The organism is Nocardia sp. CA-135953 (assembly GCF_050955735.1).
In the GTDB taxonomy this organism is placed as follows: domain Bacteria; phylum Actinomycetota; class Actinomycetes; order Mycobacteriales; family Mycobacteriaceae; genus Nocardia.
The window spans coordinates 2,929,135-2,941,675 of the sequence record NZ_CP192082.1; the positions used below are offsets into that span (position 1 = coordinate 2,929,135).

The 12,541-nt window shown below is 66.0% G+C and carries 15 protein-coding genes; 7 read left to right on the forward strand and 8 right to left on the reverse strand.

The genetic code is table 11. The features are described 5' to 3' along the window. The first annotated feature begins 146 nt into the window (after window positions 1-146). The 3 genes from ACQPXH_RS13360 to ACQPXH_RS13370 all read left to right on the forward strand — a co-directional run bounded on the left by ACQPXH_RS13360 (window position 147) and on the right by ACQPXH_RS13370 (window position 2,603). The gene (locus ACQPXH_RS13360) at window positions 147-356 is read left to right on the forward strand and encodes a hypothetical protein (protein ID WP_433602654.1); all 210 of its coding nucleotides are present in this window, start codon (window positions 147-149) and stop codon (window positions 354-356) included. Continuing rightward, entirely contained in the window at window positions 353-1,105 is a 753-nt protein-coding gene (locus ACQPXH_RS13365) for a hypothetical protein (RefSeq protein ID WP_433602655.1), read from the forward strand. Before ACQPXH_RS13360 ends, ACQPXH_RS13365 begins: the two co-directional genes overlap by 4 nt. 616 nt (window positions 1,106-1,721) lie before the next feature. Further along, complete coding sequence (locus tag ACQPXH_RS13370) at window positions 1,722-2,603, forward strand: SDR family oxidoreductase (RefSeq protein ID WP_433603438.1); 882 nt, start codon at window positions 1,722-1,724, stop codon at window positions 2,601-2,603. A gap of 12 nt (window positions 2,604-2,615) precedes the next feature. Here ACQPXH_RS13370 and ACQPXH_RS13375 read toward each other — a convergent pair whose 3' ends face one another. Continuing rightward, complete coding sequence (locus tag ACQPXH_RS13375) at window positions 2,616-3,365, reverse strand: LGFP repeat-containing protein (RefSeq protein ID WP_433602656.1); 750 nt, start codon at window positions 3,363-3,365, stop codon at window positions 2,616-2,618. 158 nt (window positions 3,366-3,523) lie between these two features. Here ACQPXH_RS13375 and ACQPXH_RS13380 point away from each other — a divergent pair, with 158 nt between their 5' ends. Beyond that, window positions 3,524-4,540: an NADP-dependent oxidoreductase gene (locus ACQPXH_RS13380; protein ID WP_433602658.1), complete on the forward strand. Its 1,017-nt coding sequence runs from the start codon at window positions 3,524-3,526 to the stop codon at window positions 4,538-4,540. Window positions 4,541-4,555: 15 nt separating this feature from the next. Here the strand turns inward: ACQPXH_RS13380 and ACQPXH_RS13385 are convergent, their stop codons facing one another. From ACQPXH_RS13385 to ACQPXH_RS13405, 5 genes are all read right to left on the reverse strand, one after another. Next, entirely contained in the window at window positions 4,556-5,542 is a 987-nt protein-coding gene (locus ACQPXH_RS13385; RefSeq protein WP_433602659.1) for a zinc-binding dehydrogenase, read from the reverse strand. Between the two features lie 15 nt (window positions 5,543-5,557). After that, window positions 5,558-5,980: an organic hydroperoxide resistance protein gene (locus ACQPXH_RS13390; protein WP_433602660.1), complete on the reverse strand. Its 423-nt coding sequence runs from the start codon at window positions 5,978-5,980 to the stop codon at window positions 5,558-5,560. Between the two features lie 17 nt (window positions 5,981-5,997). Further along, window positions 5,998-6,432, reverse strand: coding sequence for a MarR family winged helix-turn-helix transcriptional regulator (locus ACQPXH_RS13395; protein ID WP_433602661.1), 435 nt, complete (start codon window positions 6,430-6,432; stop codon window positions 5,998-6,000). Window positions 6,433-6,513: 81 nt separating this feature from the next. Further along, complete coding sequence (locus ACQPXH_RS13400) at window positions 6,514-6,873, reverse strand: hypothetical protein (RefSeq protein WP_433602662.1); 360 nt, start codon at window positions 6,871-6,873, stop codon at window positions 6,514-6,516. Between the two features lie 48 nt (window positions 6,874-6,921). Further along, complete coding sequence (locus ACQPXH_RS13405; protein ID WP_433602663.1) at window positions 6,922-7,770, reverse strand: SAM-dependent methyltransferase; 849 nt, start codon at window positions 7,768-7,770, stop codon at window positions 6,922-6,924. Window positions 7,771-8,048: 278 nt separating this feature from the next. On the opposite strand from ACQPXH_RS13405, the gene ACQPXH_RS13410 reads away from it, so the two are divergent. The 3 genes from ACQPXH_RS13410 (at window position 8,049) to ACQPXH_RS13420 (ending at window position 10,393) form a co-directional block, all read left to right on the forward strand. Next, window positions 8,049-8,324 (forward strand): hypothetical protein, encoded by a 276-nt coding sequence (locus ACQPXH_RS13410; RefSeq protein ID WP_433603439.1) that lies wholly within the window; start codon window positions 8,049-8,051, stop codon window positions 8,322-8,324. Between the two features lie 85 nt (window positions 8,325-8,409). Then, window positions 8,410-9,405 carry a pyridoxal phosphate-dependent aminotransferase gene (locus ACQPXH_RS13415; RefSeq protein WP_433602664.1) on the forward strand — a complete coding sequence of 332 codons (996 nt, stop codon included), beginning with the start codon at window positions 8,410-8,412 and terminating at the stop codon, window positions 9,403-9,405. A 523-nt stretch (window positions 9,406-9,928) separates the two neighbouring features. After that, window positions 9,929-10,393, forward strand: a complete 465-nt coding sequence (locus ACQPXH_RS13420) for a hypothetical protein (protein ID WP_433602665.1) — start codon at window positions 9,929-9,931, stop codon at window positions 10,391-10,393. Here the strand turns inward: ACQPXH_RS13420 and ACQPXH_RS13425 are convergent. Continuing rightward, entirely contained in the window at window positions 10,350-10,643 is a 294-nt protein-coding gene (locus tag ACQPXH_RS13425; protein ID WP_433602666.1) for a hypothetical protein, read from the reverse strand. The genes ACQPXH_RS13420 and ACQPXH_RS13425 overlap by 44 nt on opposite strands. A gap of 76 nt (window positions 10,644-10,719) precedes the next feature. After that, window positions 10,720-12,531 carry a fatty acid--CoA ligase FadD11 gene (fadD11, locus tag ACQPXH_RS13430; RefSeq protein ID WP_433602667.1) on the reverse strand — a complete coding sequence of 604 codons (1,812 nt, stop codon included), beginning with the start codon at window positions 12,529-12,531 and terminating at the stop codon, window positions 10,720-10,722. Between the last annotated feature and the right edge of the window lie 10 nt (window positions 12,532-12,541).

Consider the following 12,541-nt stretch of genomic DNA (forward strand, 5'->3'; position numbering starts at 1 on the left):
CCGTGACCGATCGACTCGGTCGTATGCTCCGACGGTAGGACCGGCGCGCCACCGGCGTCAATGACCACGAACAGCGCTGTTCCTCGCACCCAGCCGCGAGTCGTCCCAATGTTGATCACGAGCCGATGCGCCCGACGGAGGCAACCATGGCAGAGCACACACTGGCGGAACTGATATCCGATGATCTACCCCCTGGCATTGCCGCGCTGAGCTCGGAGCATCAAGCCGAACTCGCCCAGGCGATCGAGGATGCCCGATGGCGGCAGGCGGGCGAACTCAAGGCCGCGGCCTTCGGCATGCTCGACTTCTTGCCGCGCTTCCTGCGCGGCCCGGTCAAGAAGGCAGCCGGATTGTGACGGCCCCGACGGCGCAATTGCTGAAACTCGCACGGACACTGGGTGTTCCGGTCGAACAGCTGGCCTATCTCGGCGACGTATCCGATGCGGATCTGCGCGCGTTTCGGCGCCAGGTCACGGATCTGTTCGTGGCCGGACAAGAAGCCGGACTGCGGCGGGTGGCCCAGGCATCAAAGGTTATTCCGACGGCGATTACCGCGAAGATGGTGGCGCGCAGTCGCGGCGCGCTACTCGCGGCCCGGATGTCCGGCGTGCTCGACCCGTCGCACGCGGTGGATGTCGCCAAGCGACTGCCGGTCGATTTCCTCGCCGACATATCCGCGCTGCTCGATCCGCGGCATGCCGCGGCCATCAACGGCGCTCTGCCCGAGGCGACCATTGTCGCGGTCGGCAAAGAGCTTGCCGCACGCGAAGATTGGATCACCCTGGGCGAGCTGGTCGCCTCGATATCCGATACGTCGGCCCGCGCCACCGAGGCGGCCCTCGACGGCACCGCACTCGTCCGCTCGGCCTTTCTAGTCGACGACGCCGCACAGCTGGAACGCTTCGTCGATCTGGCCTCTCAGGATAAGCTCGTCGAAATGCTCTGGGCCACCGCAGAATGCGATCTATGGGCGGAATTTCGCGCCACGCTGGATGTGCTCTCCGAATCCGCGATCGATGTAATCCGCGCCGCCGCCGAAAAGTTGCCCGTCGAGCAGCGTGATCGCGCGCTGACCGAAATCGCCGATCGACGTTCTACCTGGTAACGACAGATCTGACCGGTCACTCGGCGAGTACCGTTTCGGGTGTCACCTGTCCGTGGGCGGGCGCTGCGCACGCTGAGGGCGCGACCGTTGTCGCGGGTGGCCGCGACTCCCGTTGCGAAGCCGACAGTCGCGGTGCACTGGTCGAAGGCGGAGCGACGAACCGGCCGAGTACCGTGCCGAATCCGGGTGCGTACGCGCACCCGGCCCGGCCGTTCAGCGCGGGTGCGCACCAGCCCGGCACCGAGTACCCGACTATTGCGTCGGCAGCCAGCTCGTCGATGGCGCGGACGATGTACCGAGTGGTCGCCGACGGCAGCGGCGGGCTCTATTGGAAGGCCGCGCGGGCCCGATTTCGGACTGGACTTTCGACCCCGATTTCCCGTGCCCCGGGGCCGTCGTCGAGGACCGCGAGTCTGTGTTACGAGGGAAACCTGACTTGATCGGGTAGTCAGCGAAATACGGTGGGACGCAAGGCAAGTGCCCCGCCGTTTTGCTAGCTGACCGGTCCCCCCGGGCGCATTCCCCAAATACGGCCCACCTGGTGCCAGGTCGCGAACCCGTGACGATCCGGCAATGTGGATGCTGCCAGGTAGCGGACGGTTTAGAATTCAGGACCATGACTGCCTTCACCGGCAAGGTCGTACTCATTACCGGCGGCGCGAGCGGCATCGGCGCAGAGGTCGCCCGGCGGTTGCGTGCGCAAGGTGCGCACCTCGTGCTCATCGATATCGACTCGCCCCGGCTGCGAGAACTCGCGGCCGAACTCGGCGGCGACGAGCATGTCTGGGCCATTTCCGCCGACGTGCGCGACTTCACCGCGATGCAGGCCGCGGTAGCGCAGGGGATCGAGAGGTTCGGCGGCATCGACATCGTCGTCGCGAACGCGGGAATCGCCAGCTATGGGTCGGTCCTGACGGTAGACCCCGCCGCCTTCCGGCGGGTGATCGAGGTCAACCTTGTCGGTTGTTTCCACACCGTCCGCGCCGCCCTGCCATCGGTCATCGAGCGGCGCGGGTACGTGCTGATCGTCTCCTCCCTCGCGGCCTATCTGGCGATGCCGGGTATGGCGGCCTACGACGCCTCCAAGGCCGGGATCGAGCACTTCGCGAACGCGTTGCGGCTGGAGGTCGCGCACCGCGGCGTCGATGTCGGGTCCGCGCACATGTCCTGGATCGATACCCCGCTCGTTCGGGAAAGTTTCGCCGACTTGCCCGCGGTCGGGCGAGCGCTCGCCGCACTGCCGAAACCGATCCGCAAGACGACCTCGGTGCAGCAGTGCGCCGCCAGATTCGAGCGGGGAATCGAGCGGCGCGCCAGACGGATCAACGTGCCCGCCTGGGTCGGCGTGCTGCGTTGGCTGAGGCCGCTGCTGCAAACGCCCTCCGCCGAGTGGGCGGGCAGCAAGACCACCCCGGCGTGGCTGCCTGACATGGACGCCGAGGTGGCCGGGCTGGGCCGTTCGCTCAGCGCCCGGACGCAGGCGCTGGGCGAGGACTAGGTTCTGTTTTCATCAGGGCTGCCAGGTGATCCGACCGCCTTGGAAGTCCTGTGCTTTCCCGCCCTCGTAGTCGTATTCTTCGCCCGTGGGGAACCCGTACCGCCCGGATTCCGCGCCATTGGAAACCCACAGATCGCGGATCGCACCCCAGACGACATGCGCACTGGTGCGCGGGGACCAATAAATCGCGCCACCCGGAAACAGGTTGTAGCGCCCGTTGTCCGCGCGCGCGGCCGCCTCGTCGGTCAACGGAAACCCGAGCGCACCGCTCTCCCAGCCATAGGCCGCCCACTTATCGCGGATCGCGCCGCCGATCTGGTGCGCGGCGGTGCCGAGTGACCAATAGATGGACCCGCCCTGAAAAATGTTGTAGGCACCGGATCCCGACGGTGTGGATTGCTGACGGGTGACGGGGTAGCGCAGCACGCCCGTCTCCAAGCCGAGGTCACGCCATTTGTCGCGGATCGCGCCGCCGACCGCATTGGCGCCGGTATCGGGATGCCAATAGATCGCGGCATTGCGTTCGAAGGTCTGATAGCGGCCGCCGTTGGCGGCATCGGCTTCCGGTGCGGTTGGGTCGCCGAGCGCGCCGGGGCCGCCCACCTGGTCGTATTCGACCTCGATGGCGCCCCCGACGTCGATCGGACCGACGGGGCGAGCGGTTGCGGTGCCGAGGCCGGCGCTCAATAGCAAGGCCAGTGCGGCGGTGGTCGACGCGAGTGCTGCCCGCGCGGGGCGTGCGGTGCGAAGTTGCGGTGCCAATTGAACTCCTGAGCAGGTCGTAGTCGAATACGAACGTCGGTGAAGCCGCGAACTGTCGTCAGGGGAGTCGACAGTCCTCTATCGGTGGCAGCGCGATATCCATTAGCCAACCTAGCGATTCCGTGCTTCGCCGAGTGGCCAGCGATAGGGTAAAGCATATGGTCGAGTCGACGAGGATTGTGCTGGCATCCCGGCCGGAGGGCGCACCCACCCCGGCGAATTTCCGCATCGAGACCGCGGCGCTTCCGGAGCCCGGCGAGGGCGAGGTGCTGCTGCGCACCCTGTATTTATCCCTCGATCCGTATATGCGCGGGCGGATGAGTGCCGCCAGGTCGTATGCGGCGCCCGTGGAGATCGGCGATGTGATGGTGGGCGGCACTGTCGCCGAGGTGCTCGAATCCGGCGCTCCGTCGATCGTGAAAGGTGATGTGGTGCAGGCCTATTCGGGCTGGCAGACGCATCAGGTCGCGGCCGCGTCGGGGCTGCGCAAGCTGGATCCGGACAAAGCGCCGATATCGACCGCGCTGGGTGTGCTGGGTATGCCGGGGTTCACGGCGTACTCCGGGCTGTTGAAAATCGGGCAGCCGAAGGCGGGGGAGACTCTGGTAGTCGCCGCGGCCAGTGGCCCGGTCGGTTCCGCCGTCGGCCAGATCGCCCGTATCAAAGGTGTGCGGGCGATCGGCATTGCGGGCGGCCCGGAGAAATGCGCCTATGTGCGTGAAGAATTGGGCTTCGAAGCCGCAATCGACCATCGCGCACCGGATTTCGCAGATCAACTGCGCGCCGCGGTGCCCGACGGCATCGATATCTATTTCGAGAATGTCGGTGGCGCGGTGGCGGACGCGGTGTATCCGCTACTGAATACCCATGCGCGCGTACCTGTTTGCGGACTCATCGCGAATTACAACGCGACCGGCGCGCCCGAGGGACCGGATCGTCTGCCCGGCTTCTACGGTCGCATTCTGACCAAGAGCCTCACGGTGCGCGGATTCATCCAGACCGAATTCGTCCGGGAGATGTACAGGGACTTCCTGCACGAGATGTCCGGCTGGATCGCCGAGGACCGGGTCCGCTACCGCGAGGACATTGTCGACGGCCTCGAGCATGCACCCGAGGCGTTCATCGGCATGCTCGAGGGCCGTAACTTCGGCAAACTCGTGGTGCGGGTCGGATAGCGGACCCGGATCGGATTACACCGGCTGCGGCGACAGCACGATCTTGGCCGACCGGCCCGGTGTTTCGCTCGCGGCGGCGGCATCGGCGGCGGACTCCAGCGGATAAACGGCCTCGACATCGAGGCGCAGTGCACCCGTCGCCGCCATTCCGACGAGTTCACCGATGAGGCGCCGCATCTCCTCGCTGCTGGTCTGCTCGGCCCGCTTGGAACCCCAGAAGCCCTTGACCACAGCCTGTTTGAAGATCAGCGGACCCGGATTGATGGACAGCGGCTGACCGGACAGCGCACCGAACGAGATCAGTTCACCGTCCTGGCCGAGCAGCGAAAGCAGCGCATCCGCGGCCCGCCCACCGACCTGGTCAACGGCGCGCACGATCGGCGCACCCGCCGTCGTCGCGACTGCCCGGTCGAGCCAGCCCTCGGATTCGGTATCGAAGACCGGTTCGAAACCCAACTCCTGCAGTGCCTTGACGGAAGCCGGGCCGCGCACCAGGTTGAGCACATTGAGACCGCGTTGCCGCGCAAGCACATTCACCAGGCGACCGACCGCGCCATTGGCGGCATTGATCGCAATCCAGTCGCCCGGCGAAACCTGCAGATCTTCCAGCAGCATCAGTGAGCTGAGCGGCATCGCCAGCAATTGCGCCGCCGTCTCATCGGAAATGCTGTCCGGCAGCGGAACCACCTGGGTCGCCTTGGCCACGAAATACTCGGCCCACGCATTGTGGATGCCGGAAATGCTCACGCGCTGACCGACTTCCAGGCCGGTCACCTCCGATCCCAGTGCATCGATCCGGCCAACGGCCTCGGTTCCCGGAATCGCGGGTAGCGACGGCTTGTAGCCGTAGACCCCGCGAATGGTCGCCAGGTCGTGGTTGTGAATGGGCGCGAGGATCAGCTCGATCCGCACCTGTCCGGCACCGGGTTCGGGCGTCGGCTGCTGTGCGGTGGTGAGCACATCCTTCGGCTCGCCGAAACTTTCGATGACTACGGCACGCATGGTGGATTCCTTTCCTCAGTCGTCGGCGAGGGTGACCTGGACGTCGATATTGCCGCGGGTCGCGTTCGAGTACGGGCACACCTGGTGCGCCTTGTCGGCGATGGTCTGCGCGTCGGCGGGGGACAGGTGCGGCAGCGAGATCTCGAGGATGACGGTCAGCTCGAAGCCGCCCTCGTCGTTCGAGCCGATGCCGACCTTCGCGCCGACGGCGGAATCGTCGACATTCGCGCCTTCGCGCTTGCCGACCATGCGCAGCGCGCTGTGGAAGCAGGCCGCGTAGCCCGCCGCGAAGAGCTGTTCCGGGTTGGTGCCCACGCCGCTGCCGCCCATCTCCTTGGGGATATCCAGTGCGACGTCGAGCTTGCCGTCGGAGGTGCGGGCGTGGCCGTTGCGTCCGTCGCCGGTCGCGAGGGCTTCGGCGGTGTACAGGGTGGTCATGTCTGACTCTCTTTCGATCAGGGGTGGGACATCAGCGCATCGGCAAGTCGCCGAAGGGTTTCGCGCAGGACGATGAATTCGTCGGGGGTCAGGCCGCTGGCCTCACCCATTTCCGTTGGTAGACAACGGGCTTCGGACCGCAGTTCGCGGCCGCGTTCGGTGAGTTGGATATCGACGCGACGTTCGTCCGCCGCTGCCCGGCGCCGTTCGACCAGGCCTGCCGCCTCCAACCGCTTGAGCAGTGGCGACAGTGTTCCGGAGTCGAGTAGCAGTGCTTCGCAGAGGTCGCCGACGCTGCGACCGTCACGTTCCCACAATGCCAACATCACAAGGTACTGCGGATAGGTGAGCCCGAGGCGCTCCAGCTTCGGGCGATAGACCGCCGTCATCGCCCGGGACGCGGCATAGAGCCGGAAGCACAGCTGCTCGTCGAGGGTGAGGTGATCGGTCATGTCCATAACAGTAGTGGACAATTAAATTGTGCACAACCAAATTGGCTGTGCGTCACGTCACCCCTGGTCGTCGCCTGCGGCTCAGCCGGCGACGCTGCCGCCGCCGATGCCCAGGTAGACGATCATCATGGTGAACAGGAACCAGCCCGCGCCCTGCCAGATCGGCCAACTCCGGCCGCGCCGCCACACGCGATAGGTCTGCACGAAGGCGCAGATACCGCCGAGCATCAACACCACGGTCGGACCGATCAGGATCGCGGTTTTCGCCGTGGTGTCACAGAGCATCGTCTCCGCGGCCGCGCAGGCCGTCCGTTCGGCCGCCCATATCGCGGTGATCACGAAGACCACCGCGGCCACCGCGAGCACCGCCGCCACATAGATCGCCACCCGGCGAAAGGTCTGCTCGTCCGCCGTCCATCGCTTCTCCAGATCGTTGACCATGATCGATCACCTCATGGGTGGAGTTGCCGACGGGCACAGACCCAAACGTCAGGCCTTGCGTCCCACGCCCGCCCAGTACCACGCGGACTCCGGATCCGCCGGAATGGCTTGCATGCGACCCGATTGGTCGCCGATCAACTCCGGATGCCAGGTGACGACGGGGACAACGCCCGGTTCGACGATTTCGGTTCCGGCGAACAGGGTTTCGGTTTCGGCGCGGCTGCGCGGATTGAAGGTGATGCCTGCGGATTCGGCCGAGGCCACCACCCTGGCCATGGCGCGGGCGTCGAAATCGGCGGTGGGATGGGTGATCACGATAAAGCTGCCGGCGGGAACCGATTCCAGCAGGTTCTCGATGATGGCGTGCGGACCGTCGCTGTCGCGGAAATACATCATGATCGCGACCAGCATGACGGCGACCGAACGGTTCAGGTCCAGGGTCGCGGTCAGGGACGGATTGCGCAATATCGAGGCCGGATCGTGCAGATCCGCATGAATAACGGCCGTTTTGCCCTCACGGGTGCTGGACATGAGTGCCCGCGCGTGCGCGAGGACGATGGGGTCGTTGTCCACATAGACCACGCGCGCATCCGATGCGATGCCCTGGGCGATTTCATGGGTATTGCCCGCGGTGGGGATTCCGGTGCCGATATCGAGGAACTGGGTGACGCCCGCATCGACGATGTAGCGCACCGCGCGGCCGAGGAAGGCCCGGTTGGCGCGGGCCATACTGCGGATTGCCGGAATATGGGTGGCTATCGCGTCGCCGAGTGCCCGATCGGCCGGGTAATTATCCTTTCCGCCGAGCCAATAATCGTAAACACGAGCTTCATGCGCCACACTCGTGTCGATTTTGGTCGGCAATCCGGTGGCGGTTTCAGCCCTGCTATCCCGCATGACGATTCCCTCCTGTGGCGGACGGGCCGTCGGGTGCCCGCAACCGCCGAGCCACCCACGGTCGGCGGCCTGCTCCGTCGAATTTTCCTCGCTCAGGATAGGGGTGGCGAACGTCCGGCATGCCGGGATTCGGACTGCATTAGGGGATCGAATCCGGTGTGTCGGCTGCATCACGTGATCTTGATGATGTTGAATCATGAGGTCAACGCGCTGCAGCCGTTCATTGCGAAGTCTGTTCTTTCCCAGCACCGGCATGCGACAAGGAGCATGAAGTGAGCATGATTCTCGCCGCGTTACACGACACTGTGCTAGCCGAGGTCAGTAATCCGGAACCGGAGGCGCCGCCGGTGGCGGACAAACTGATGCAAATGGGCCGGTATTTCACCTGGCTGATTCAGTTGTCCGGGGTTACCGCCATTACCTATGGCGGCGGACGGTTCGCCTGGGAGAAATGGTCCGGAGGCGGGCTGCAGTCGCCGAAGATGATTGCCAGTGCGATGGCCGGTGGCGCGGTCGCCACCAGTGCGGGCACGATCATGAATACCGTGCTCTAGCGACCGCCCGAGTATCCGTTCGAATCGAGCGCCCGCACGAATAGTCGTGCGGGCGCACTCATCGACGCTGAGCGAGGGATTCGATATGTCGCCGACCTCGGAACTGGAGCATCGGCTCGCGCTCCACGAAAACCCTTATGGTCCTTTACCATCCGTGCGTGCCGCGCTGCAAGGCGCGCGGATGGCGGCCAACCGGTATCCGGAATACCTGCCGCGCAGGCTGCCCGGAATGATCGCCGAACGGCTCGGCGTGCCGCCCGACCAGATAGTGGTCGGAGCGGGTGCCACCGGGGTCATCGCGTATGTCCTGCGGGAGTTCGTCGCGCCCGGCGACGGCGTCGTGATGGCGACGCCGACCTTCGACGGATTTCCGTTGCTGACCGAGACCATCGGCGGCCGGGCGGTGCAGATTCCGCTCACCGCGGACGGCCATCAGGATCTCGACGCGATGGGCGATGCCTTCGATGCGCGCACGCGGGTGGTTGTGCTGTGCAGTCCGCACAATCCGACCGGCACCTGTATAGCGCAGGCCGAACTCGAAGGGTTTCTCGCTCGGATCGATCCGTCGGTCACAGTCGTGCTCGACGAGGCGTACATCGACTTCGTCGCCGTGGCAGATCGGGTGGACACGGTTGGTCTGTTGGCGCGGTATCCGAATCTGGTTGTGACGCGGACCTTCTCGAAGGCGCACGGGTTGTCGGCGCCGCGGGTCGGGTATGGGATCGGGGCGGTCCCGATGATCGCGCGAATTCGACGGTGGCAGTTGCCGTTCGGGGTGACCGCGCTGGCCGAGACCGGGGTGCGGGCATGTTATGACGCCCAGGCGGAATTGGCGGTGCGCACCGCCGAGATCGCCCGCGAATGCGGTCGGCTCACCGAGGGGTTGCGCACACTCGGCTTCGCGGTGCCGACGAGTACGGCGAATTTCGTGTACCTCGGTCGCTGCCGTGCCACCGAAATCGACCGGCTCCGTACGGCTTTCGCGCGGGACGGCATAGCGGTCAAGGATTACGGCACGGGTATCAGGATTACGGTCGGCGATGCGGCGGCCACTGATGCGGTGCTTGCCGCGTCACGCTGAGTCCGGTCGCTGGGGAGTGTGGCCCGAGGTCACCCGGGCTAGGGACTTCGGTCCCATGACGGACATCCGGTTGCGGACCATAGTGGCATTCGTAAAGTTCGATTCCACCGTGCAAGGGAGGGGCCGCCGCCATTCGGATCCGTGCCTCCGATACGGCTTCGACGCGTCGACCCCCGATCCGTGGAGCGCGGGAGGAGATTCGACAACCGCCGACCGCTGACCGGCACGACGGCCGACCGCCCCCTGACGGTGGCCTCCTCGCAGGCTGGGCTCGATGCGCTCGTCGACGGCCTTGCGCAGGCATGTGCCGAAGCTCATGCTTCATGAATAGGAACACCATAAATAGAACACCGCGCACGTCGAGGGCGATCGATTCGCCGAATCGACTCCGGCGGATGGTGCCGACGGCGGGTGCCGGCGTGCTCTACGGCGTGCGCGAATACCCCGAGGAGGACCTCGCTCGGATAGTTCTCACCTCCTGGATCGAACCGCGACCCGTCACCCCCGAAGCAAAGGAGCAACGATGTCTACCCTCCACTTCAAAGAGACCACGACCTCGACACCGGAGCAGTTCGTGGCGGCGCTGACCGATTTCGGGCCGGGCCGCTCGCAGGTGTTCGGCAACAGCGCCGACGCGTATCTCGAGGTGCACGACCAGGGCCGACGTGATGCCGACGTCACGGAGGGCTCGCGCGGCATCTGGGAACGCCTGCACTACGACTGGTCGAATCCCGACCGCGTCGTCATGACCACCACCGACTCGAACGTATGGGGCGGCCACTCGGGTCACACCTATACCTTCACGCGCAGGACCGACGGGAAGACCGACGTGGATGTGGTCGTGGTGCGCGAGGGCAAGAACCTCAAGGGCCGGGTCCTCGGAGTCGTGGTCGGGACCGTCGGCAAACGCGTCCTGAAACAGGCCCTCGACAAGACCGTCAAGGCTATCGAAACCCGCGACAACGGCGGGGGAACGGCAGAGCGCTAGTAACCCGCCCGCTCCACCTCGCACCGCTCGCGGGTGCCAGGGCGCTCGCCACCGGCCGCGAACGGACGTCCCAGCGGTAGAAGCGTTCCCGTAGTGCGGCGGCGTCGCGGCCGACGGTGACCTCGCGACGGGTGCCGATACCGAAGGGGCGCGGTGTGATCCAGTCGACGCCGGTGATGCCGCGAGCCCAGGAGACCAGGGCGTCGGCGGCGGTGAGCACTTGCCAGACGCGTTCGGGTTCGGCGGGCACGATCACGCTGTGGCGGAAGCGGATCGGGCCGTTCTGGATGAGGGTGTCGTCGCTGTCGGCGAGGGGAACCAGCGAGTCAGCGGGAGACGGTCTCCCTCATGGTGGGGGTGTGCACACCGGCGGGCTGCGGGTCGGTGTAGAGCAGTTCGATGTCGGCGGCGTACATCTCGGCGATGGGTTTGCGCCGCAGCTTCATGGTGAGGGTGAGTTCGGTGCCGCCGGGTTCCCAGAAGGTCGGCAGCAGCCGGAAGCGTTTGATCTGCTCGACGCGGGAAAGGACCTGGTTGGCGGAATCGATGGCGGCGCAGACCCGTTCGATGATGTCCGGATGCCCGACGAGTACGTCGGCGGTGACCGGCAGTCCGTGCTCGGCGGCGAAACTCGCCGCGGTGTCCGGATCCAGTGTCACCAGTGCGGTGACATAGGGGAGTGCGTCGCCGACCGCGACGACGGTTCCGATCAGACCGGAGGCCGCGCGTACCGCGTTCTCGATATTGGCGGGAGACATATTCTTTCCGGACGCATTGATGATGAGTTCCTTCTTGCGATCGACGACGCGCAAACAGCCGTTGTCATCGCAGGTCATCACATCGCCGGTGGCGAGCCAGCCGTCGCCGTCGATGGCTTCGGCCGTCTTCTCCGGTTCGGCGCGGTACCCCTTCATGACCAGCGGACCGCGCACGAACAGCTCACCGTCGTCCGCGAGCCGCATCTGCATACCCGGTACGAGACGCCCGACGGTGCCGAGTTCAGTCGGGGCATACGGGGATACGCTGGCGATGCAGGTGAGTTCGGACATGCCCCAGATTTCGGAGATGGGCAGTCCGAGTGCGGCGAAGAAGGCGAGGGTGTCGGCGGGGATCGGCGCCGCGCCGGAGACGGCCCATTTCAGCTCGTCGAAGCCGAGTTTCGCGCGTAGCGCCGACAGCACAGTGGCATCGGCCTTCTCGAATTCGGCGGTCAGGTCGGCCGGAACGGGCTCTCCGGCGCGCAGCAGGTCCATGCGCTTGCGTGCGGTGTCGAGGGCCCAGCGCATGGCCGCGGCACGCATGGGAGCGGGTTCGTCGGCGACGCCGAGTTCTATTGCGGCCTTCAGCTTCTCCCACACCCGCGGTACCGCACCCCAGATGGTCGGGCGGCAGTCCGGCAGCGCGGCCGCGATGAGTGCGGGTTCGGCCACCACCGTCACCTGCGTGCCGAACACGATCTGCAGGTAGAGCGCGGTCAACCGGTCGGCGATATGGGCCGAGGGCATGAACGAGGTGATCCGGTCGCCGAATTCGATCGGCAGTACCTGGGCCAACGCGGAGGCCTCGAACAGCAGATTGGCGTGGGTGGTTTCGACGCCCTTGGGGTTGCCGGTGGTGCCGGAGGTGTAGATGAGGGTGGCAACGTCGTCGGGCTTCGTGTCTTTCCAGGACTTCTCGAAATCGAAGTCGCTGGTCCCGAGCGTCTGCAGCTCCTGGAGGGTCATTGTGCCCTCGACCGGGTCGCCGTCCAGTACGACAATGTGCGCGGGGGCCGCGCCGGAGCGCCGGATGCGGTCGAGGTATTGCGCCTCGCACACCACCGCCGACGCCCCCGCATTGCTGAGCACATGGGCGATCGCCTCAGGCGGCAGTGTGTTGTAGATGGAGAAGGACGTGGCTCCAGCGTGCAGCGCGCCGACGTCGATCGGGTAGAACTCCACCCGGTTGCCCATCATCAGGGCCACGGTGTCATCGCGGCCGATGCCGAGCGCGGCGAAGCCGGCGGCGATGCGGCGCACCTGGGCGGCGTATTCACCCCAGGTGAGTTCCTGGGTGCCGCCCACAGTGCGCACCGCGACAGCGTCGGGATCGATGGCGGCGGTGTGCTGGAAGGCGGCGCAGAGGGTATCGGGGCGCATAGCGTGCTTC